We start from the raw sequence: 20,886 nt of genomic DNA, 5'->3' as shown, positions 1-20,886 counted from the left end.
CCCGGCCGGCCCCGCCCCCACGGCGGGGCCCGCCCGCGCGGTCAGCTGACCGGCCGCTCCCAACTCGCCCGCCAGGTCGCCGGACCGACCACCCCGTCCACGACAAGCGGCCAGCCGTGAGCGGTCGAGTCCTGCTGGAACTGCTCGCAGACGCTCCTGCTCTGCTGCCCGTACCAGCCGTCCACCGTGATGCTCCAGCCCCGGTCGGCCATCCGCTGCTGCCATCTGCGCACGTTGTCGTCGTGCAGCATCGGGTCCCGCAGCGACAGGTCCTCCCCGGGCCACGGCGGCGCGGACGAACTCCCCGAACCCCCGCCCCCGACAACGCCCCCACCACCCCCGGGCCGCGCCCCCCCCCCCCCGGGCCGCGGCGCCCCCGCCTGCACCCAGGCGTAGAGCGGATCCCCCGGACAGTCCGTCGCATACCCGTCCCGGTGCCCCTTGATCTCGGGCCCGGCCCCGCCCTCCTGCTGCAACCACTCGATCGCGTCCCGCAGCCCACCCAGCAACGCATCGGTCGGTTGGGTCAGCCCGGAACTCCCGACCATCCCGCAGATCCCGTAGTGCGCCCGGTTGAGCGGCTGGTTGCCGTTGGCCCCGGTCTCGTGGTGCAGGCCGCGCCCTTCGAAGACGTAGGAATGCGGGCAAATAATCGCATTGTATGCGACGTCAATCCAACCTTCGCTGAGATTGGCCATGTGAGCAGCCTGAATGTCACGGACCCGCCCCGCGCACCACTCATGATGGTTCACCAGATCTGCAGGAACCTCAGTGCCCTCGTAGTGGACCTTGACGCCGAGCGTGCTCTCGACATAGGCCCAATCCTGCTTCGGGGGTTGAGCACCCCATTCGGCGCGGCTGACGAACTTCAATTCGACTCCCTTGTTCGGGGGACGACGCAACCCTGCACTGGAACAACCGGCCCGCCCGTGAAGTAGACCGTCCCACGACGCCTTGCCATCCAGAACCCGTTGACCGTTCGCGGCCCCCACACCGGACCTCGGTGCCAGACGGTGGAAATAGTGAATCTTCCACCTCGTTTGGCAGCGGACACCGGGAAGAACCGAGTAGTGCGGACCGATCCACTAATACCCAGCGCCCAGCGTTCAACGCCTCGATAGTGCGACGGCCTGAGGTTGGTGTAGCGGCCCGTCAGCGCGCAGGCAATCTGTAGGGCATCCAGGCGCTCGCGGACCTTCTGGGTGATCTCGGCTCCGCCTCCTACGGAATAGCAGCCATCAGCCAGAATCGAAACGTCGATGAAGAGCTCAAGCTGTCCGGCCGTCAAGGACGAGATGAACTCCGGGCGGACAACCTTGTCCGGTGCCGCTACCACCCGGAGAACCTCAGCACCCGCGACGTGGTTGAGCCGGAACTCGGTCTTGTGCCCGTTCCGGTACACACGCCACCTCGGAACCGTGTCACCCTGGCGGGACAGGGCTTCGACCGGAGACCCGTACAGCCTGCTCAGCATGGCGCGAATGCGGTCGACGTGGCGAGGATTGGCCACGTGAGACTGATAGATCGTCACCCCGGAAGTGAGTTTTCCACGACTCCGATTGATGTGACCTTCGGTCCAGAACCAGGCGACCAACTCCACGAAGGCATCGTCATGGACCGGCAACGGCGGCGGGTCTCCCAATGGCGCCAGAGCGACAACTCGGTGCAGCTCTCTCAATTGCTCTGTCGAGGCGAATTCCCGTTCCCAGGAAGCAACTTGAACAGGAGCACGGTCGGCGCCCACGGCCCGGCAGCCTCGCCCGTCGCGTTGCCTCGGGGCGCTCGGACGACGTGAGTACCGCTCCACCGCCCACTGATGGCTCGGCACGGTCAGCGAGGAGTGTGCCTGTCCGTCCATCAGGATCATCCGGCGCCAGCCCGACTCTGCGATCTCGACCCCGAGCACGGGTTGCCACTCGGCCGAGCCCGTCGCCCGATTCAGGGTGAGAACCTGGTCACCGTTGGAGAATTCACCGAACGTCAGCCATCCCCGCTTGGTGAGCATCTCCGTCTCGTGATCGACCAAGCACGGTGGTCGCCCACCCGACACCGACTCCCACTGCCCCAGGCGTTCCGCCTTGGCGGCTCGCATAGATCCCACCCCCTGATTTACGGACGTTCTGATCAGCAGAACGCGAAGCAGCCCGCGCCCGTTACGGCTTCGACGGCAGAAGTCGAGCAGCTCGACTTTCCGCACCGGCTAAGGTGAGAGCACCATCCACCTGCCGCTTCCGGGAGACCTGCCGCAATGACCGAAGCCCGTTCCCGCAGGCCCGCGCGGCCGCGGGAGGAGGTGTTGGCGGTGGCGATGGGGGCGATCGCGGAGCACGGGCTGGCGAAGTTGACCATGGCGGGGCTGGGGAAGCAGCTGGGGATGAGTGCGGGGCACCTCCTCTACTACTTCGGCAGCAAGGACCAGTTGCTGCTGGAGACCCTGCGGTGGAGCGAGGACCAGCTCGGGGAGCGGCGGCGGGCGGCGCTGGGGCAGGCCGGGGCCGGGGCCTGGGCGCGGTTCGCGCAGTACGTGGAGCTGTACCTGGCCGACGGGCCCGGGGATCCGCGGTGGATCCTGTGGGTCGAGGTCTGGGGGCGCTCGCCGGCCAGTGCGGAGGTGCGGGCGGGCCAGTTGGAGATCGAGGCGCCGTGGCAGGCCGACCTGGAGGCGCTGATCGAGGACGGGGTGGCCGCGGGCGAGTTCGGGCCGGGCTCGGCCCAGGACCGGGCGGTCCAGCTGCGGGCGCTGCTGGACGGGTTCTCGGTGCCGCTGGCGATCGGGCTGCCCGGGGTGGACCGGGAGCGGTCGGCGGCCCAGGTGCGGGCGGCGGCGGCCGCGCTGCTGGGAGCACGGCCGCCGCAGACCTGACGCGGCGTCAGTCGACCCAGAGGGCGGCCGCGGTGCGGTCGTCGGCGAAGCCCTTGGCCCGCACCTGGACCTGGCGCAGGAAGTCGACGCTGCTGGGCGGGTGCGGGTGCGACCAGTGGGTGGCGAGGAAGCGGGCCACCGCGGGCTCGTCGGCGATGGGTTCGGCCAGCCCGGGCGAGCAGAGCAGCAGGATGTCGCCGGGGGTGGCGGGGACCATGCGGAAGCGGAACGGGCGCGGCTGCGGAACGGGCGCGGGCCCGTCGGGGTGGTGCAGCAGGCGGGCGGCGTAGGCGTCGATCCAGTGCCCGGCCCGCAGCAGGTAGAGGCCGCCGGGACCGAGGCCGAAGGCGGCGCGGTGGGTGGCGGCCGGATCGAGCGAGACCAGCAGGCAGTGCAGCGAGCCGGCCTCGCCGGCCGGCGCCCGCAGGCCGGCGGCGGCCCGGGCGGTGAGCCGCTGCAGTCCGTAGCGCAGGCGGTCGCGGGCGCCGTCGCGCAGGTCGGCGGCGAGTTCGGCCCGGCTGCGGCCGATCGCCTCGGCGAGCTGGGCGGCGGCCTGTCGGACGGCGCCGGGCTGCAGCGCGGGCAGGTCGACCACGGTGGCGGTCGGGCTGTCGGCGGTGGCCCGGGCGGTCCGGGGGTCGTCCGGGTCCGGTTCGGCCGCCGGGCGGGCGCGGCTGCCGAGGACGGCGAGCAGCAGGCCGTCGGGGCCCTCGCCGAACCGGGTGACCACCAGGGCGTCGCCGCGGGGCTCGCCGCGGTAGCGGGCGGAGTCGCCGCGGATGGAGGCGGCGCGCAGGGTGAACCCGGGGTACTGGGCGCCGTCGAGCACGGTGTCGGGGACCACGGCGGCCACCTGCTCGGGGAGGGCCTCGGGCAGCGCGGTGGGCTCGGGGCCGTAGGTCGGGGGCCGGGGCCCGACGTGCGGGGCGGGCTCGGGGGCGCGGAGCGGTTCGGGTTCCGGTTCTAGCTCCGGCTCCGGCTCCGGCTCCAGGTCCGTTTCCAGCTCCGGCTCGGGAAGCAGCTCGGGCTCGGGCACCGGCTCCGAGTCCAGCACCGCTTCGGGCTCCGGCAGCACGTCCTCCGGCACCGCGTCCGCAGGCACCGGCGCCGGCGCACCCGCCTGCTTGACCAGGCTCACCCGCGGCACCGCGTCCGCCACCGGCTCGGCCCGCTGGCGCCCGATCAGCCCCACCGCCGAGGCGATCGAGTCGAACCAGTCGTCCACGCTCTCGCCGCCCGCCCGCGCCTGCGGGGTGTCCGGCAGCTGCCCGGCGGGGCCCTGGTAGACCCTGCCCCACCAGCCGTCCTCCGGTGGCCCCTGTACGGGCGCCCCCTGGTCGCTCATCGGGTGGCTCCTGTTCGCTCTGGTCAGGCCGGGTGAGCGTCATTCTTCCGGTCCACGGGCCCGCTGTCCGGGGTTTCCGCAGGATGGATCTGTTCCGTTTCCCGGCGAATTAATCCGAAAGTCGGGCCAGGTGAAGGGGACCGCTTCACCCGGTTGGCTGATTAATATGTGCGCATGACCGCGCCAGGACCCGCCCGCCCGACCCCGGGGAGCGCCGCCATCTTCGGCCGCCCGGTCGGCGTGGCGTTGGTTCTGCCGCTGTTCGGCCTGCTGGTCGCGCTGCTGGTGCTGCTGCCGAGCGCGGGCACCGCGCACGCCGCGGCGCCGCCGCCCGCACCCGGCGCAGCTGCCACAGCAAAAGCGGGCGCCATGTCGGCCCAGGCCGGCCCGGCCCACCACCGCGCGGTGGCGCCCGCGCACGGGACGAAGGCGGGGTCCGCCGCACCGTCCCCACTCGCCCCGCCCGCCTGGTGCTCCTCGGACGCGCCCGACCAGGTCCCGGGCCACGGCTGCTCCAGCCACCCCTTCTGCGGCCAGGACGCCCAGCTGCCCAACGCTCCCCCGCAGCCCGGCGCGGCCCAGCTGCCGCTGCTGGTCGCCCCGAGCGCGGTGCCCGCGGGCACCGCGGCGCAGGCGGTGGCCCGCCCGGCACCCTCCCCAGACCTCCACCTGCTCCAGGTCAACCGGCCCTAGAGCGGAACCCCGCAGATCCAGGCCCCTCCGCACCCCGCCGCCGGCGGGGACCGCGGCCCGGGCGGTCGAGCTGCGTTCCACCCCTCCAGCACCACCTCATGCCGCCGTGCGCAGACCGCCGGCGGGGACAAGGAAGATCTCCGTGGGTTCCGCCTCGAAGCAGACCGACAACACCCCGTCCACCAACCCGTCCAACGGCAGGAAGAGCGGCAAGCAGCAGGCCGCCGACCGCCGCGAGCGGATCGCCCAGCTGCGGGCCGAGGAGCAGCGCCGCGAGAAGCGGATGAAGATCATCGCCTTCTCGGTCGCGGGCGTGCTGATCGCGGGCACCATCGCCGCGGGCATCGGCATCGTGCTCAACGCCCAGGACAAGAAGGACAAGGCGAACGCCGCCAAGAAGGCGCCGATCTCGGGTGTGAAGACCTGGGACAACCTGACCCGCAACCACGTCCAGACCCCGGTCACCTACCCGATGACCCCGCCGGTCGGCGGCGACCACAACCCGGTCTGGCTGACCTGCATGGGCAACGTGTACGACAAGCCGGTGCAGAACGAGAACGCGGTCCACTCGCTGGAGCACGGCGCGGTCTGGGTGACCTACAACGGCAAGGCCACCCCGGACGACATCAAGACCCTCTCCGACAAGGTGAAGGCCACCCCGTACACGATGATGAGCCCGTACCCCACCGAGCAGGGCACCATCACGCTGAGCGCCTGGGGCACCCAGCTGGTGGTGGACAACGCCAAGGACCCGCGGGTGCAGGAGTTCCTCACCAAGTACGTGCAGGGCCCGCAGACCCAGGAGCCCGGCGCGTCCTGCAGCTCCGGCGCGATGCAGTGACGGCCGCCGAGCAGCGGCCCGACGAAGCCGGCCGAGCTGACGGGACCGAGGAGCTGTCCGCGGACCCGGCCGAGGAGCCCACCGCGGCCCGGCCGGTCCGGCGCCGCAAGCTGTGGTGGCCGGCCGCGCTGGCGGCGGCGGTCGCTCTCTGCCTGGGCGTGCCGGCGCTGGTGGCGGGCGGCAGCTCGTCCTCGGCCTCGGTGACGGCGGCGCCGGCCACCGACTCGCCGGAGGCCGGCTTCGCCCGGGACATGGCCACCCATCACCAGCAGGCGATCGACCTGTCGTTCATCGTGCGCGACCGGACCGACAACGCCGAGGTGCGCAACCTGGCCTTCGACGTCATCAACACCCAGGCCAACCAGCGCGGGATGATGATGGGCTGGCTGGACCAGTGGGGGCTGACCCAGAACTCCGCGGCCAAGCCGATGGCCTGGATGAAGATGGACTACCAGGCGCACGACGGCTCGCTGATGCCGGGCATGGCCACCAACGCCCAGATCGACCAGCTCAAGCAGCTGAGCGGGACCGCGGCCGAGGTGTTCTACCTGCAGCTGATGATCGAGCACCACAAGGGCGGGGTGGGGATGGCCCAGGGGTACGTGGACCTGGCCAAGAACCCGTCCGAGAAGCGCCTGGCGCAGTCCATGGTCACCGCGCAGAGCTCGGAGATCCAGCTGATGACGGACATGCTCGCGACCCGCGGCGCCAAGTCGCTGTCCTGATCCGAGGGACGGCCCCGTCCGCCGGGACTGACCCCGCGTCACCGTGCCCTGGCCCCTTCGGGGGTCGGGGCACCGGCGTTTCCGGGGCGCGCGGGCGGTGGTGTCCCCACCAACCGATACGCTGTGCGGCATGCCCACCGACCCGTCAGCCGCCCCGACCAGCGAAGACACCCTCGCGATCGAGCGCGCGCAGCGCCTGACGGACGTGGTGACCAGGCTGCGCCGGGCGCTGCGCAGCAGCATCCGCACCGAGTACCCGTGGGAGTCGCTGCCCATGGCGCAGGTCGAGCTGCTGCAGACGCTGGCGGCGGCGCCGCTGCGGGTGGGCGAGCTGGCGGCGCGTCAGCGGCTCGCGCCGAACACGGTGAGCGGCCTGGTGGGCAAGCTGCTGGACGCGGGCTTCGTGGACCGCCAGGCCGACCCGGGCGACCGCCGCACCGCGCGGATCGGCCTGACCGAGGCGGGCCACCAGCAGCTGACGGACTGGCGCGAGGCGCACGAGCGCCGCCTGGCCGGCGCGCTGGACACGCTCAGCGCGGCGGACCAGGCCGCGGTGATGGCGGCCCTGCCGGCCCTCGACCGACTGGCTCGCGCCCTCACCGGACCTTCGGGGCCGTAGGGCCTCGTCCCCCCTCAGCCCTGTGCGGCGCGGGCCCACAGGTGGTGGACGGCGTACGAGCGCCACGGGGACCAGGCGACGGCCGCGGCTGCGGCGGACCTGGGGTCGGCCGCCAGGCCCAGGTGCGCCAGGCCGTGGCGGACCCCGAGGTCACCGGGCAGGAACACGTCCGGGTCGCCGAGCGCCCGCATCCGCAGGTATCCCACGGTCCACGGCCCGATGCCGCGCAGGGCCAACAGCTCGGCGGCGGCCTGCTCCCGGTCCACACCGGGGTCCAGGCGCACTGTGCCGTCCGCGAGCGCGGCGCACAGCCCGCGCAGCGCGTTCTGCCGCGACAGCGGCATCGCCAGGTCGGCGTCGGCGGCCTGCGCGAGCGCCGCCGCCGTCGGGAACAGGACCGTCAGGCCCCCGCTCGGCTCGGGCAGTGCCGCGCCGTACCGCTGCGCCAGCCGCCCGGCCAGCGTGCGCGCCGCCGCCACCGTCACCTGCTGCCCCAGCACGGCCCGCACCGCCAGCTCGTGCGGGTCCACGTGCCCGGGCGAGCGCAGCCCGGGCCTGGCCAGCACGGCGGGACCGAGCGCCGGGTCCGACCCCAACTGCTCGGTGACGGCCGCCGGGTCGGCGTCCAGGTCGAAGAGCGCCCGGAGCCGGTGCACCGCGGTGGTCAGGTCCCGCAGGTCGGCCAGACGCAGGCGGCAGTCCAGCCAGCCGCGGGTGAGCGGGACGCCGACGCCCAGCGAGTCGACCTCGGCCACCGCCGGGCCGTGCGGCAGCGCGAGGGTGCGGCGGTAGGTCCGCACGCCCTGCCCGCCGACGCCCTCGACGACCTCCTCCACCCCCGGCACGGCGCGCAGGGCGAGGAAGTCGACCAGGTGCTCGGTGTCCAGCGGACCCCGGTAGGCCAGCCGCAGGCTGAGCGAGCCCGGCACGGCCTCCGCACTCCCGGCCCGGCTTCCGGCCTGGGGGGTGCGGATCTCGGCCCGCAGGCCGCTCGGCGTGCGGTCGTACACCTCGCGCACGGTCTCGTTGAACTGCCGCACGGAGGCGAAGCCGGCCGCGAACGCCACCTCGGTGACCGGCAGCCGGGTCGTCTGCAGCAGCAGCCGGGCGGCCTGCGCCCGCTGGGCGCGGGCCAGCGCGATCGGGCCGGCCCCGAGCTCGGCGGTCAGCGCCCGCTGCACCTGGCGGGAGCTGTAGCCGAGCCGGGTGGCCAGCCCGGCCACGCCCTCCCGGTCCACCACGCCGTCGCCGATCAGCCGCATCGCCCGGCCGACCAGGTCGGCCCGGTGGTTCCACTCGGGCGAGCCGGGGACGGAGTCGGGCCGGCACCGGCGGCAGGCCCGGAAGCCGGCGCCCTGGGCCGCGGCGGCGGTCGGGTAGAAGGTGCAGTTGACCCGCTTCGGGGTCATGGCCGGACAGCTCGGCCGGCAGTAGATCCCGGTGGAGGTGACAGCGGTGAAGAACACCCCGTCGAAGCGGGCGTCCCGGCTGTCCACGGCGCGGTAGCGGGTCTCGTCGTCGATCACGCACCCCAGTCTGCGCCGGGCAGCGACCCGAACCTAGCGGAAATCGGACATGGCACTGCCCGCACTGCTCCGCCCGTGTCGCCCGGGCCGACGCTCCTCAGCTCGGCGCCCGGCGCCCGTGCCACGGGCGGATGTTCCCCCGGGCCTCCTTCGACCGTTGCTTCCACCCCCGCACCCGGTCCGCCGCCAACCGGGCATCGGTGCGCGCCGCGATCCACTCGTTCTCGCGCTGCAGCTTCAGGTAGCTCTCCCAGCGCCGCTGCGCGAGCGTTCCGTCCGCGAGCGCGGCCCGTACCGCGCAGCCGGGCTCGCTCAGGTGGGAGCAGTCGGGGAACCGGCACCGCCCGGCCAGCTCGTCGATCTCGGCGAAGGCCTGCTGCAGCCCCTCGCCACCGTACAGACCGACCCCGCGCAGCCCGGGGGTGTCGATCAGCACGCCGCCCCCGGGCAGCGCGAACAGCTCCCGGGTCGTCGTCGTGTGCCGACCCTTCTCGTCGCCCTCCCGGGTGCGCTGAACGGTCATCACCTGATGCCCCGCCAGCGCGTTGGTCAGCGTGGACTTGCCCGCCCCGGACTGGCCGATCAGCGCGCTGGTGGCGCCCATGCAGGCCCGCAGCACGTCCAGCCCGGCACCGGTCTCGGCGCTGACCACCAGCACCGGCACGCCCGGCGCGATCCGTTCGACGTCCTCGCGGACGAACTCGGCGTCCCCGACCAGGTCGGACTTGGTGAGCACCACCAGCGGCTCGGCGCCGCTCTCGTAGGCCAGGGCCAGGAACCGCTCGACCCGCCCGAGGTCGGGGTCGAGGGCGAGCGAGACCGCGATCAGCACGGTGTCCACGTTCGCGGCGAGCACCTGGCCCTCGGAGCTCTTGCCGGCGCCCTTGCGGATGATCGCGCTGCGCCGGGGCAGCAGGGCCGCGACCGCGGTCATCGGTTCGGCGGCGAGGTCGAGCGCGACCCAGTCACCGGTGCACGGGTTGGCCGGCGCCGCGCCGCCGCTGACCGGCCGGGTGTCGGCCCGCACCGTGCGCAGCTCACCGGTCCCGGGGTCGGCCAGCACGGCGTCCGCCTGGCCGCGGTCCACCCGGGCCAGGCGTGCCGGGACCAGGCCGGCCTCGGCGAACAGCTCGAACTGCTCAGAGAGCTCCGCCGTCCACCCGTACGGGGAGAGCACGGAGCCGGCGGCCGAGCCACCTGCGGCGGAAGAAGAAAACGAAGAAGAAGACAACGCGAAGAAAGCCCTTCGGGAAGGATCCTCCCGGGAGCTGAACGTCCGTCAGCGGGCGACCGGGAGGGCGGAGAAGTGGGGCGTACGAGCGCTGCCCAAGGCAGCCATGAGCGCGTTGACAGACATCGGGCCCACCTCCTGCTTCTGCGTCCTGGACCGGAACACGGCCCTGCCGAACAGACTGACGGGCGGCAGCCTAGGACACCGGCCACCGCCCCGCACCTGATTTACCGCGCGGCCCGCGCCTGTCCCGTGCCCAGCGCCCGACCCGCCACCAGCAGCCCCTGCGTGACCGGCTTACTGCCCGTCCCACGGGGGCCGCGGCGGGTAGCTCGGCAGCGCCGAGTCCACCGGTCCCAGCTCGCCCGGGTAGCGCCCGTCCTGCCCCCACGGCCCGGCGGGGCGCTCCGGGTGCCCGCCCAACGGCGCGTCAGGCGCCGGGTGCGGCCCACCGAGCCCACCATGGCCACCGGGCCCGCCCGGGCCGCCCTGCCCCTCGCCCCCGCGCACGCCCCCCGCCCGCGGCTCCGGCCGGTCGCTGTCCGGCGGCGGGGGCGGGGTGCGCCGCCGCTTGCGCGCACTGCCGCCCAGCCGCCCCCGCACGTCGCCGGGCGCCAGCACGTCGGCCCACCGCTCGGGGTACTCGGCTGGCACGTCATCCTCCTCGTCCGCCGCCCCGTCCGCGTGCCCGCCCTGCGACCCCCGCCCGCCGTACTGCCCGAACTCCCCGTACTCCTCCTCGTACCCGTCCGCGAGCCCGAGCTGCCGCGCCCGCTCGGCCCGCTCGGCGGCCCGCCGGGCACCGACCTGGCGGACCATCGCGGCGGCGGCCTGCTCGCTGGCCCGCTCGTTCTCGGCGCGCGCGTCGGCGGTCTCCACGCTGGGCCAGCGCCGGTCTATGGCGGCGTTCATCGCGGCGCCGATCAGCACGGCCAGCGCGACCACGAAGATCCACAGCAGCACGGCGACCGGCGCGGCCAGCGAGCCGTAGACCGAGTGCCCCTCCACCGAGCTGACCAGGTACACCCGCAGCACCAGGCTGCACAGCACCAGTACCCCGAGCGCGACCAGCGCGCCGGGGATGTCCTCGCGCCAGGGCGTGCTGGCCGGCACCGACAGGTGGTAGAGCGTGGTGAGGAAGACGATCAGCAGCAGGATCGCGACCGGCCAGTACAGCGCGCTGACCATCCCGGCCACCGTCGGCACGGCCGCCACCACCAGGCCCGGGCCGGCCACCAGCAGCGGCAGCACCAGCGAGCCGATCAGCAGCGCGCCCAGGTAGAGCACCAGCGACAGCGCCCGGGTCTTGACGATGCCGCGCTTGCCGTCGAGCCCGTACATCACGGTGATGGTGTCGATGAAGATGTACAGCGCCCGCGAGCCGGACCAGAGCGAGAGCAGGAAGCCGATCGAGATCAGGTCCGGCCGCCCGCTCTGGAACACGCTGCTCAGCAGCGGCTTGACGATCTGCTCGACCGAGGAGGGCGAGAGCACGGTGTCGGCGGCCGACAGGATGTCCTGCTGCAGCTTCTGGATGGTGCCCGCGCCGAGCAGGTCGTCCAGGTAGCCGAGGGTGCCGGCCAGGCAGAGCAGCAGCGGCGGGATCGAGAGCAGGGTGAAGAAGGCGGCCTCGGCGGCCAGGCCGGTGACCCGGTACTCGACGCAGGTGTTGGTGGTGTCCCGGACCAGTGCCCAGCCGGTGTCGCGCCAGGCGGAGCGCCGTGCCGCCCGGCGGGACCCCTTGCCCCGCCGCCGGGAGGGCCGGTCCGCGCCCGCTCTGCTGCTTTCACCTGGTGGCTGCACAGGCATACGGTATCGGGCCGGAACCGGGACCCGGCGGCAGTGGGCGGCCTGCACCGCCGTCAGCTCGGGTGCCGTCCGGGAGTCCCAGCATTCGGAACAATCGGGTCCACATCGTGGACGACAGTGGACCGGGGCTCGTCCGGCGTGCGAATCTCTTGCCATGCCTGGCACCGGAACCACCCTAGTTGGTCGACTTCACGTCGATCTCCTCCGCGTGTCCAGCGCCATCTGTCCGGTGATCTGAGCCCACCCAGCCGCCCCCACCGCACCGGCGCCACCCAGCCGACACCCCCGCCGTCGCGGATGTGCGGAGCCCGCTCGGGCCTCGATCACCACTTCGCCGCGTTTGCCGCCCGGCAACCGCAGGTCGGAGCAGGTACCGGCCCCGGGACCGCACCATCCTCCCGCACCAGAGCCACCTGCCCGAAGGACGTCACCATGGCCACCACTCCCGACCCGGTCGAGCCCCAGCCGCACGCGGCCGCGCCGCGGGCTGCCGCTGCCGCCCGCAAGGCGACCCGCCACCGCGGCGAGGGTCAGTGGGGCATGGGGCACTTCACCCCGCTGAACGCCAACGAGCAGTTCAAGAAGGACGACGACGGTCTCAACGTGCGGACGCGCATTGAGACGATCTACGCGCACCGCGGCTTCGACTCGATCGACCCGTCGGACCTGCGCGGCCGGATGCGCTGGTGGGGGCTGTACACCCAGCGCAAGGAGGGGATCGACGGCGGCAAGACCGCGATCCTGGACCCGCACGAGCTGGACGCCGAGTTCTTCATGCTCCGGGTCCGGATCGACGGCGGCCGGCTGACGGTCGCCCAGCTGCGGGCGATCGCCGAGGTCTCCCAGCAGTACGCGCGCGGCACCGCCGACCTGACCGACCGCCAGAACGTCCAGTTCCACTGGATCCGGATCGAGGACGTCCCCGCGATCTGGCAGAAGTTGGAGGCGGTGGGCCTGTCCACCACCGAGGCGTGCGGCGACACCCCGCGCACCGTCCTGGGCTCCCCGGTCGCGGGCGTGGCCGAGGACGAGATCATCGACGGCACCCCGGCCATCGATGAGATCCACCGCCGGTTCATCGGCAACAAGGACTTCTCCAACCTGCCGCGCAAGTTCAAGACCGCCGTCTCCGGCTCCCCGCAGCTGGACGTGGCGCACGAGATCAACGACGTCGCCTTCGTCGGTGTGAACCACCCCGAGCACGGCCCGGGCTTCGACCTGTGGGTCGGCGGCGGCCTGTCGACCAACCCCAAGCTGGGCGTGCGGCTGGGCGCCTGGGTCCCGCTGGAGCAGGTGGCGGACGTCTTCGAGGGCGTCATCTCGATCTTCCGCGACTACGGCTACCGCCGGCTGCGCAACCGCGCCCGGCTGAAGTTCCTGGTCGCCGACTGGGGTCCGGCCAAGTTCCGCCAGGTGCTGGAGGACGAGTACCTCAAGGTCCAGCTGCTGGACGGCCCGGCGCCCGAGCAGCCGAGCGGCGTGTGGCGCGACCACGTGGGCGTGCACCGGCAGAAGGACGGCAAGTACTACGTCGGCTTCGCGCCGCGGGTCGGCCGGGTGGACGGCGCGCTGCTGAGCAAGGTGGCCGAGCTGGCCGCCTCGCACGGCTCGGACCGGCTGCGCACCACCACCGAGCAGAAGATGCTGGTGCTGGACGTCGCCGAGGAGCAGGTCGAGTCGCTGGTGGCCGGCCTGGAGGCGCTGGACCTGCGGGTCACCCCATCCCCCTTCCGCCGCGGCACCATGGCCTGCACCGGCATCGAGTACTGCAAGCTGGCCATCGTCGAGACCAAGGAGCGCGGGCGCTCCCTGATCGACGAGCTGGAGTCCCGGCTGCCCGAGTTCGCCGAGCCGCTGACCATCAACATCAACGGCTGCCCGAACGCCTGCGCCCGCATCCAGGTGGCGGACATCGGTCTCAAGGGCCAGCTGGTCATCGACGAGCAGGGCAACCAGGTGGAGGGCTACCAGGTGCACCTGGGCGGCGCGCTCGGCCTGGAGGCCGGGTTCGGCCGCAAGGTGCGCGGGCTCAAGGTCACCAGTGCCGGCCTGCCGGACTACGTGGAGCGCCTGCTGACCCGCTTCCAGGCGGACCGCGCCGAGGGCGAGCGGTTCGCGCAGTGGACCGCCCGGGCCAGTGAGGAGCAGCTGTCGTGAGTGAGCGAGCCGCCCCGTTCTACTGCCCGTACTGCGGCGAGGAGGACCTGCGGCCGTCCGAGGAGGGCGGCCACGGCGCCTGGGAATGCGTCGGCTGCCGACGTGCTTTCAGTGTGAAGTTCCTTGGTCTGCTGTCAGCTTCGAATGGGGGCAACTCAGTTGAGCACCACCACTGATCTGGAGGCGCTGGCCGTCGCGGCCGGTCGCGACCTGGAGGAGGCCTCGGCGCAGGAGATCATGCGCTGGGCCGCCGACACCTTCGGCAGCAAGCTCTGCGTCACCTCCTCGATGGAGGACGCGGTGGTGGCCCACCTGGCCGCCACCGCCCTGCCCGGGATCGACGTGGTCTTCCTGGACACCGGCTACCACTTCCCGGAGACCATCGGCACCCGGGACGCGGTCGCGGCGACCATGGCGGTCAACCTGATCACCCTGACCCCGCGTCAGACGGTGGCCGAGCAGGACGCCCAGTACGGCGCGAACCTGCACGACCGCGACCCCGACCTGTGCTGCTCGCTGCGCAAGGTGGAGCCGCTGCAGCGCGGGCTGATGGCCTACGACGCCTGGGCCACCGGTCTGCGCCGGGACGAGTCGCCGAGCCGGGCGAACACCCCGGTGGTCTCCTGGGACGCCAAGCGCCGCAAGGTGAAGATCGCCCCGATCGCCCGCTGGACCCAGGAGGACGTGGACGCCTACGTCCAGGCCAACGGGGTGCTGCTCAACCCGCTGCTGTGGGAGGGCTACACCTCGGTCGGCTGCTCGCCGCTGTCCTGCACCCGCAAGCCGGTCGACGGCGAGGACGCCCGGGCCGGGCGCTGGGCGGGCTCCGGCAAGACCGAGTGCGGAATCCATCTCTGATGGCCGACCAATACAGCCATCTCTGATGGCCGATCAATACAGCCATCCCTGATGGCCGATCAGCACCGTCGGCGCTAGGCCGGCACCACTCCTGACCAGCACTTTTTTAAAACTCCCGGTTACTTAGTTTTGGAGAGAAACGTGACAACAGCCGACACCCTGGCCGCCGCGGAGGCGGCCCCCTCGGCCGGGCCCCGCGACCGCGGCGCCACGGTGTGGCTGACCGGCCTGCCCAGCGCCGGCAAGACCACGCTGGCCTTCGCGCTCGCCGAGCGGCTGCGCGCCGAGGGCCACAAGGTCGAGGTGCTGGACGGGGACGAGATCCGCGAGTTCCTCTCCAAGGGCCTGGGCTTCTCCCAGGAGGACCGGCACACCAACGTGACCCGGATCGGCTTCGTCGCCGAGAAGCTGGCCAAGAACGGCGTCAAGGTGCTCGCCCCGGTGATCGCCCCCTACGCCGACTCCCGCGCCGCGGTACGCGCCCGGCACGCCGAGCAGGGCGCCGAGTTCCTGGAGATCCACGTGGCCACCCCGGTCGAGCTCTGCTCCGAGCGCGACGTCAAGGGGCTGTACGCCAAGCAGGCCGCCGGCGAGATCTCCGGCCTGACCGGGGTCGACGACCCCTACGAAGCGCCCGAGCACCCGGAGCTGCGCCTGCAGACCCAGGGCCGCTCGGTCGCCGAGTCCGCCGCCGAACTGCACACCTTCCTGACCGAGAGGGGCCTGGCGTGACCACCGCGACCGCGAACCCGAACGTGCACAGCGACACCCCCTACGCGCTCTCCCACCTGGACGCGCTGGAGGCCGAGGCGGTGCACATCTTCCGCGAGGTGGCGGGGGAGTTCGAGCGCCCGGTGATCCTCTTCTCCGGCGGCAAGGACTCCATCGTCATGCTGCACCTGGCGCTCAAGGCCTTCGCGCCGGCGCCGGTCCCGTTCTCGCTGCTGCACGTGGACACCGGCCACAACTTCCCCGAGGTGATCGCCTACCGCGACCGCGTGGTGGCCGAGCACAACCTCCGTCTGCACGTGGCCAGCGTCCAGCAGTTCATCGACGACGGCCGGCTGCGCGAGCGCCCGGACGGCACCCGCAACCCGCTGCAGACCGTCCCGCTGCTGGACGCGATCGAGTCGAACAAGTTCGACGCGGTCTTCGGCGGCGGCCGCCGGGACGAGGAGAAGGCGCGCGCCAAGGAGCGGGTGTTCTCCCTGCGCGACGAGTTCGGCGCCTGGGACCCGCGCCGCCAGCGCCCCGAGCTGTGGTCGCTGTACAACGGCCGGCACGCGGTCGGCGAGCACGTGCGCGTCTTCCCGCTCTCCAACTGGACCGAGCTGGACGTGTGGCAGTACATCGAGCGCGAGGGCATCGAGCTGCCGGAGATCTACTACGCGCACGAGCGGGACGTCTTCGCCCGCGACGGCATGTGGCTGACCGCCGGCGAGTGGGGCGGCCCCAAGGAGGGCGAGACGGTCCAGCGGCGGCTGATCCGCTACCGCACGGTCGGCGACATGTCCTGCACCGGCGCCGTCGACTCCGACGCCGCCACCATCGAGCAGGTGATCACCGAGATCGCCGCCAGCCGACTGACCGAACGCGGGGCCACCCGGGCCGACGACAAGCTCTCCGAGGCCGCCATGGAAGACCGCAAGCGCGAGGGGTACTTCTAACCATGTCCAGCAACTCCGTTGAGCTCGACGCGCTCACCGCCACCTCGCTGCTGCGCTTCGCCACCGCCGGTTCGGTGGACGACGGCAAGTCCACCCTGGTCGGCCGCCTGCTGCACGACTCCAAGTCGGTGCTGGCGGACCAGTTGGAGGCCGTCGAGCACGCCTCCCGCAAGCGCGGCCAGGAGGCGCCGGACCTGGCGCTGCTCACCGACGGCCTGCGGGCCGAGCGCGAGCAGGGCATCACCATCGACGTGGCGTACCGCTACTTCGCCACCCCCCGGCGCCGGTTCATCCTCGCCGACACCCCCGGCCACGTGCAGTACACCCGCAACATGGTGACCGGCGCCTCCACCGCCGAGCTGGCCGTGGTGCTGGTGGACGCGCGCAACGGCGTGGTCGAGCAGACCCGCCGGCACGCCGCGGTGGCCGCCCTGCTGCGCGTGCCGCACGTGGTGCTCGCGGTCAACAAGATGGACCTGGTCGACTACGCCGAGCCGGTCTTCGCCGCCATCGCCGAGGAGTTCACCGCCTACGCGGCCTCGCTCGGGGTGCGCGACGTGATCTCGGTCCCGATCTCCGCCCTCGCCGGGGACAACGTGGTCGAGCCGAGCGCGCACATGGACTGGTACGGCGGCCCGACCCTGCTGGAGCACCTGGAGACGGTGCCGGTCGGCTCGGACCCGAGCCTGGAGCCGGCCCGCTTCCCGGTCCAGTACGTGATCCGCCCGCAGAGCGCCGAGCTGCCCGACTACCGCGGCTACGCGGGCCAGTTGGCCTCCGGCGTGCTGCGCAGGGGCGATGCCGTCACGGTGCTGCCCAGCGGCCACACCACCACAGTGGCCGGGATCGACGTGCTCGGCACCGAGACCGACATCGCCTGGGCGCCCCAGTCGATCACCGTCCGCCTTGCCGAGGACATCGACATCTCCCGCGGCGACCTGATCGCGGCGGGCAAGGCTCCGCAGCCGACCAAGGACGTCGAGGCGACGGTCTGCCACCTGAACGAGCGTCCGCTGCGGGCCGGGGACAAGGTGCTGCTCAAGCACACCACCCGCACCGTCCGCGCGCTGGTCAAGGAGATCTCCTACCGGATCGACATCGACACGCTCGAACCGCGCACCGGCGCCCAGGAGTTGAACGTCAACGACATCGGCCGCGTGGTGCTGCGCACCGCCGAGCCGCTGGCCCTGGACGCCTACGCGGACAACCGCCGCACCGGGTCGTTCCTGCTGATCGACCCGGCCGACGGCACCACGCTCACCGCCGGCATGGCGGGTGAGTCCTTCGACGGGGCCCTGGCCGCGCCGACGCTCGACGACGAAGAGGGGGCTTGGGTCTGATGCCCGGCGAGGCGTTCTCCGGCATGGACAAGGAAGGCGGCCGCATCGGCAGCGGCGTCCGTGGCAGCGGCCAGGGCGGCATCGGCCGATGTGGGTGCGGACGGGGTCACTGACACCCCGTCACCGGCCGCCTTCCCCGAAGAAGGCACCCGGCGTGCCCGCACTACCTTCCCTTGACCGTTCCACCCAGAGGACACCTCGATGGCTTCGCTCCAGACCTCCAGATCACTGCGCGCGACGGCGGCCGCCGTCGCCGCCCTGACCGCGGTCGGCCTGCTCAGCGCCTGCAGCTACGGTTCCAAGGCGGACAAGACCGCCAACGCCGCCCCGGCCGCCGCCACCAGCGGCGCCAAGCTCTCCGCCGACACCGTGAAGATCGGCTACTTCGCCAACCTGACCCACGGCACCGCCCTGGTCGGTCTGCAGGAGGGGCTGTTCCAGAAGGAGTTGGGCGGCACCCAGATCAAGACCCAGGTGTTCAACGCCGGCCCCTCCGAGATCGAGGCGCTCAACGCCGGTTCGATCGACATCGGCTGGGTCGGGCCCTCTCCGGCGATCAACGGCTACGTGCAGTCCAACAGCTCCAACCTGAAGATCGTCGGCGGCTCGGCCTCCGGCGGCGTGGCGCTGGTGGTCAACCCGGCGAAGATCACCAGCCTGGACGAGCTCAAGGGCAAGAAGATCGCCACCCCGCAGCTGGGCAACACCCAGGACGTGGCGCTGCTCAACTACCTGGCGGGCAAGGGCTTCAAGGAGGACCCGCAGTCCGGTGCGGGCGACGTCTCGGTGGTCCGCACCGACAACAAGGTCACCCCCGACGCCTACTCCTCCGGCGCGATCGACGGTGCCTGGGTGCCCGAGCCGACCGCCTCCACCCTGGTGAGCAAGGGCGCCAAGGTGCTGCTGGACGAGAAGGACCTCTGGCCGAACAAGCAGTTCGTGATCACCAACATCATCGTCTCGCAGAAGTTCCTCAAGGCCCACCCGGACGTGGTGGAGGCCGTGCTGCGCGGCTCGGTGAAGACCAACGCGTTCATCAAGGCCAACTCCGACAAGGCCGCGCAGGACGCCAACGCCGCGATCAAGGCGGCCGGCGGCAACGCGCTGCCGGACGCGGTCCTGGCGCCGGCCTGGAAGAGCATCGACTTCCTGGACGACCCGCTGGCGGCCACCCTGCAGTCGGAGGCCGACCACGCGGTCACCGCCGGCCTGCTGAAGAAGCCGAACATCGCCGGGATCTACGACCTGGCGCCGCTGAACAAGGTGCTCCAGGCGGCCGGACAGCCGGCTGTCCAGGACGCCGGACTCGGCGCCCCGTAACCCGTCCTGACGCACCGTCAGGACCGCCCTGCTCCGGTGCCCGCCCCCGTCCGACCCGGTCGATGCCCAGTCACAGGGCCGGCCGGGGGCGGGCACCGGCTCCCCCAGCTTCCGCTCGCCCCACTCACGCCAGGAGGTGCCCGCGATGAGCACGGCACTGACCACCCCGAACGAGGCTCCCGTCCTCGCGGACCGCAGCGGCGCCCCCGCCGTGCGGATCGCGGGCGTGCACAAGACCTTCGGCCGCCCGGGTGCCGACGCCCCGGTGCTGGACGACATCAACCTGGACGTGGCCGCGGGCGAGTTCCTCTGCCTGCTCGGCGCCTCCGGCTGCGGCAAGTCCACGCTGCTCAACCTGGTGGCCGGCCTCGACCGGCCGACCGCGGGCACCATCGAGGTGGCCGGAGCCCGCCCGGCCCTGATGTTCCAGGAGCACGCGCTGTTCCCGTGGCTGACCGCGGGCAAGAACATCGAGCTGGCGCTGCGGCTGAACGGCGTGCCGCGCGCCGAGCGCCGGCCCGAGGCCGAGCGCCTGCTGGAGCTGGTTCGGCTGGCCGGCTCCTACGGCAAGCGGGTGCACGAGCTGTCCGGCGGCATGCGCCAGCGGGTCGCGATGGCCCGCGCGCTGGCCCAGGGCAGCAAGGTGCTGCTGATGGACGAGCCGTTCGCCGCCCTGGACGCGATCACCCGGGACGTGCTGCACGAGGAGATCACCCGGATCTGGTCGGAGCGACAGCTGACCGTGCTCTTCGTCACCCACAACGTGCGCGAGGCGGTCCGGCTGGCCCAGCGGGTGGTGCTGCTCTCCTCCCGGCCCGGCCGGGTGGCCAAGCAGTGGGAGATCGACCTGCCGCAGCCGCGCCGCATCGAGTCCGCCTGCGTCGCGGACCTGTCCGTCGAGATCACCGAAGACCTGCGCAGGGAGATCCGCCGCCATGGCCAGCACTGAGACCGCCGCCGTGGCGGAGACCGAGAACCCGGCCGGCACCGCCGCCCCCGGCAGCGACCTGCACGGCGTCGAGGCCGGCCTGGACGCGCTGGACGCGGTGCAGGTCCAGCGCACCCCGCTGACCCAGGTGCTGCGACAGAAGGTGCTGCCGCCGGTGCTCGGCGTGCTGCTGGTGCTGGCGCTGTGGCAGCTGGTCTACAGCCTGCACGTCACTCCGTCGTACAAGCTGCCCAGCCCGCTGGCCGTCTGGCAGAGCCTGCAGGACCTCTGGTACCAGGGCACGCTCTTCTCGATCGTCTGGACCAGCATCTGGCGCGGCATCTCCGGCTTCGTCGCCGCGGTGGTGATCGGCACCCCGATCGGGCTGCTGGTGGCCCGGGTCCGACCGGTGCGGGCGGCCGTGGCGCCGGTGCTCTCGGGGCTGCAGTCGCTGCCCTCGGTGGCCTGGGTGCCGGCCGCGGTGATCTGGCTGGGCATCAACGACTCCGCGATGTACGCGGTGATCCTGCTCGGCGCGGTGCCCTCGATCGCCAACGGCCTGATCTCCGGCATCGACCAGGTCCCGCCGCTCTTCCTGCGGGCCGGGCGCACCCTGGGCGCGCGCGGCCTGAGCGGGGCCCGGCACATCCTGCTGCCGGCCGCGCTGCCCGGCTACCTGGCGGGGCTCAAGCAGGGCTGGGCCTTCTCCTGGCGCTCGCTGATGGCCGCCGAGCTGATCGCCTCCTCCCCCGACCTGGGCATCGGCCTGGGCCGCTACCTGGAGAACCAGCGCGACTCCAGCAACATGGCCGGGGTGCTGCTCGGTATCATTTTGATCCTGGTCGTCGGGGTCGCCATCGACCTGCTGGTCTTCTCGCCGGTCGAGCGACGGGTGCTGCGCAGCCGCGGGCTGCTGCAGACCTCGCGCTGAGCACCACCGCGCCCCGAGTATCCGCACCACGTC

General features: G+C 72.6%; 21 protein-coding genes. 15 read left to right on the top strand and 6 right to left on the bottom strand.

What is annotated here, in order from left to right; all coding sequences use genetic code 11:
• Positions 1-41: 41 nt before the first annotated feature.
• Together C7C46_RS01570 and C7C46_RS34135 are read right to left on the bottom strand one after the other, a co-directional pair.
• Positions 42-872: a peptidoglycan recognition protein family protein gene (locus tag C7C46_RS01570; protein ID WP_110664768.1), complete on the bottom strand. Its 831-nt coding sequence runs from the start codon at positions 870-872 to the stop codon at positions 42-44.
• Complete coding sequence (locus C7C46_RS34135; protein WP_220040538.1) at positions 869-2,005, bottom strand: hypothetical protein; 1,137 nt, start codon at positions 2,003-2,005, stop codon at positions 869-871. The genes C7C46_RS01570 and C7C46_RS34135 overlap by 4 nt, the downstream gene beginning before the upstream one ends.
• 243 nt (positions 2,006-2,248) lie before the next feature.
• Between C7C46_RS34135 and C7C46_RS01565 the strand changes: the two genes are divergently transcribed.
• Positions 2,249-2,863: a TetR/AcrR family transcriptional regulator gene (locus tag C7C46_RS01565; protein WP_110664766.1), complete on the top strand. Its 615-nt coding sequence runs from the start codon at positions 2,249-2,251 to the stop codon at positions 2,861-2,863.
• 7 nt (positions 2,864-2,870) lie between these two features.
• Here the strand turns inward: C7C46_RS01565 and C7C46_RS01560 are convergent, their stop codons facing one another.
• Positions 2,871-4,208: a hypothetical protein gene (locus C7C46_RS01560; RefSeq protein WP_110664764.1), complete on the bottom strand. Its 1,338-nt coding sequence runs from the start codon at positions 4,206-4,208 to the stop codon at positions 2,871-2,873.
• A 174-nt stretch (positions 4,209-4,382) separates the two neighbouring features.
• Here C7C46_RS01560 and C7C46_RS01555 point away from each other — a divergent pair, with 174 nt between their 5' ends.
• The 4 genes from C7C46_RS01555 to C7C46_RS01540 all read left to right on the top strand — a co-directional run bounded on the left by C7C46_RS01555 (position 4,383) and on the right by C7C46_RS01540 (position 7,086).
• A complete protein-coding gene (locus C7C46_RS01555) occupies positions 4,383-4,901 on the top strand; it encodes a hypothetical protein (protein WP_110664762.1) in 519 nt (172 codons plus the stop codon).
• A gap of 142 nt (positions 4,902-5,043) precedes the next feature.
• Positions 5,044-5,742: a thioredoxin-like domain-containing protein gene (locus tag C7C46_RS01550; protein ID WP_245983996.1), complete on the top strand. Its 699-nt coding sequence runs from the start codon at positions 5,044-5,046 to the stop codon at positions 5,740-5,742.
• A 110-nt stretch (positions 5,743-5,852) separates the two neighbouring features.
• Positions 5,853-6,467, top strand: coding sequence for a DUF305 domain-containing protein (locus C7C46_RS01545; protein ID WP_110664784.1), 615 nt, complete (start codon positions 5,853-5,855; stop codon positions 6,465-6,467).
• A 130-nt stretch (positions 6,468-6,597) separates the two neighbouring features.
• Complete coding sequence (locus tag C7C46_RS01540; protein WP_110664760.1) at positions 6,598-7,086, top strand: MarR family winged helix-turn-helix transcriptional regulator; 489 nt, start codon at positions 6,598-6,600, stop codon at positions 7,084-7,086.
• 14 nt (positions 7,087-7,100) lie between these two features.
• On the opposite strand, the gene C7C46_RS01535 is transcribed toward C7C46_RS01540, so the two are convergent.
• From C7C46_RS01535 to C7C46_RS01525, 3 genes are all read right to left on the bottom strand, one after another.
• Positions 7,101-8,612, bottom strand: a complete 1,512-nt coding sequence (locus tag C7C46_RS01535) for a DNA-3-methyladenine glycosylase 2 family protein (RefSeq protein WP_110664758.1) — start codon at positions 8,610-8,612, stop codon at positions 7,101-7,103.
• 97 nt (positions 8,613-8,709) lie between these two features.
• Positions 8,710-9,789 (bottom strand): ribosome small subunit-dependent GTPase A, encoded by a 1,080-nt coding sequence (gene rsgA, locus C7C46_RS01530; RefSeq protein ID WP_245983994.1) that lies wholly within the window; start codon positions 9,787-9,789, stop codon positions 8,710-8,712.
• A 351-nt stretch (positions 9,790-10,140) separates the two neighbouring features.
• Positions 10,141-11,652: a YihY/virulence factor BrkB family protein gene (locus tag C7C46_RS01525; RefSeq protein WP_110664754.1), complete on the bottom strand. Its 1,512-nt coding sequence runs from the start codon at positions 11,650-11,652 to the stop codon at positions 10,141-10,143.
• 154 nt (positions 11,653-11,806) lie between these two features.
• Here C7C46_RS01525 and C7C46_RS37655 point away from each other — a divergent pair, with 154 nt between their 5' ends.
• The 10 genes from C7C46_RS37655 (at position 11,807) to C7C46_RS01475 (ending at position 20,853) form a co-directional block, all read left to right on the top strand.
• A complete protein-coding gene (locus tag C7C46_RS37655) occupies positions 11,807-11,890 on the top strand; it encodes a putative leader peptide (protein ID WP_425470004.1) in 84 nt (27 codons plus the stop codon).
• Positions 11,891-12,084: 194 nt separating this feature from the next.
• The gene (locus C7C46_RS01520; RefSeq protein WP_110664752.1) at positions 12,085-13,809 is read left to right on the top strand and encodes a nitrite/sulfite reductase; all 1,725 of its coding nucleotides are present in this window, start codon (positions 12,085-12,087) and stop codon (positions 13,807-13,809) included.
• Positions 13,806-13,985 (top strand): hypothetical protein, encoded by a 180-nt coding sequence (locus C7C46_RS36170; RefSeq protein WP_110664750.1) that lies wholly within the window; start codon positions 13,806-13,808, stop codon positions 13,983-13,985. Before C7C46_RS01520 ends, C7C46_RS36170 begins: the two co-directional genes overlap by 4 nt.
• Positions 13,954-14,667 (top strand): phosphoadenylyl-sulfate reductase, encoded by a 714-nt coding sequence (locus C7C46_RS01510; protein ID WP_110664748.1) that lies wholly within the window; start codon positions 13,954-13,956, stop codon positions 14,665-14,667. The genes C7C46_RS36170 and C7C46_RS01510 overlap by 32 nt, the downstream gene beginning before the upstream one ends.
• Before the next feature lie 141 nt (positions 14,668-14,808).
• A complete protein-coding gene (cysC, locus tag C7C46_RS01505) occupies positions 14,809-15,399 on the top strand; it encodes an adenylyl-sulfate kinase (protein ID WP_425470003.1) in 591 nt (196 codons plus the stop codon).
• Entirely contained in the window at positions 15,396-16,334 is a 939-nt protein-coding gene (gene cysD / locus C7C46_RS01500) for a sulfate adenylyltransferase subunit CysD (protein ID WP_110664746.1), read from the top strand. The genes cysC and cysD overlap by 4 nt, the downstream gene beginning before the upstream one ends.
• Positions 16,335-16,336: 2 nt before the next feature.
• On the top strand, positions 16,337-17,674 hold the full coding sequence (locus tag C7C46_RS01495; protein WP_110664744.1) for a sulfate adenylyltransferase subunit 1: 1,338 nt from the start codon (positions 16,337-16,339) through the stop codon (positions 17,672-17,674).
• A 201-nt stretch (positions 17,675-17,875) separates the two neighbouring features.
• Entirely contained in the window at positions 17,876-18,994 is a 1,119-nt protein-coding gene (locus C7C46_RS01485) for an aliphatic sulfonate ABC transporter substrate-binding protein (protein ID WP_110664740.1), read from the top strand.
• A 145-nt stretch (positions 18,995-19,139) separates the two neighbouring features.
• A complete protein-coding gene (locus C7C46_RS01480; protein WP_110664738.1) occupies positions 19,140-19,943 on the top strand; it encodes an ABC transporter ATP-binding protein in 804 nt (267 codons plus the stop codon).
• On the top strand, positions 19,930-20,853 hold the full coding sequence (locus C7C46_RS01475) for an ABC transporter permease (protein ID WP_110664737.1): 924 nt from the start codon (positions 19,930-19,932) through the stop codon (positions 20,851-20,853). Before C7C46_RS01480 ends, C7C46_RS01475 begins: the two co-directional genes overlap by 14 nt.
• The last annotated feature ends 33 nt before the right edge of the window (positions 20,854-20,886 follow it).

This window comes from Streptomyces tateyamensis, from assembly GCF_003205575.1.
Lineage (GTDB): Bacteria > Actinomycetota > Actinomycetes > Streptomycetales > Streptomycetaceae > Kitasatospora > Kitasatospora tateyamensis.
The sequence above is the reverse complement of the archived record's forward strand: the minus strand, read 5'-3'. Positions and strand labels throughout refer to the sequence as shown.

Coding starts and splice junctions, on each gene's coding strand:
- C7C46_RS01540 (WP_110664760.1), top strand. CDS start 6,598: ATGCCCACCGACCCGTCAGCCGCCCCGACCAGCGAAGACACCCTCGCG.
- C7C46_RS01480 (WP_110664738.1), top strand. CDS start 19,140: ATGAGCACGGCACTGACCACCCCGAACGAGGCTCCCGTCCTCGCGGAC.
- C7C46_RS01510 (WP_110664748.1), top strand. CDS start 13,954: ATGGGGGCAACTCAGTTGAGCACCACCACTGATCTGGAGGCGCTGGCC.
- C7C46_RS01475 (WP_110664737.1), top strand. CDS start 19,930: ATGGCCAGCACTGAGACCGCCGCCGTGGCGGAGACCGAGAACCCGGCC.
- C7C46_RS34135 (WP_220040538.1), bottom strand. CDS start 2,005: ATGCTCACCAAGCGGGGATGGCTGACGTTCGGTGAATTCTCCAACGGT.
- C7C46_RS01555 (WP_110664762.1), top strand. CDS start 4,383: ATGACCGCGCCAGGACCCGCCCGCCCGACCCCGGGGAGCGCCGCCATC.
- C7C46_RS01565 (WP_110664766.1), top strand. CDS start 2,249: ATGACCGAAGCCCGTTCCCGCAGGCCCGCGCGGCCGCGGGAGGAGGTG.
- C7C46_RS37655 (WP_425470004.1), top strand. CDS start 11,807: ATGCCTGGCACCGGAACCACCCTAGTTGGTCGACTTCACGTCGATCTC.
- C7C46_RS01495 (WP_110664744.1), top strand. CDS start 16,337: ATGTCCAGCAACTCCGTTGAGCTCGACGCGCTCACCGCCACCTCGCTG.
- C7C46_RS01525 (WP_110664754.1), bottom strand. CDS start 11,652: ATGCCTGTGCAGCCACCAGGTGAAAGCAGCAGAGCGGGCGCGGACCGG.
- C7C46_RS01560 (WP_110664764.1), bottom strand. CDS start 4,208: ATGAGCGACCAGGGGGCGCCCGTACAGGGGCCACCGGAGGACGGCTGG.
- C7C46_RS01520 (WP_110664752.1), top strand. CDS start 12,085: ATGGCCACCACTCCCGACCCGGTCGAGCCCCAGCCGCACGCGGCCGCG.
- C7C46_RS01485 (WP_110664740.1), top strand. CDS start 17,876: ATGGCTTCGCTCCAGACCTCCAGATCACTGCGCGCGACGGCGGCCGCC.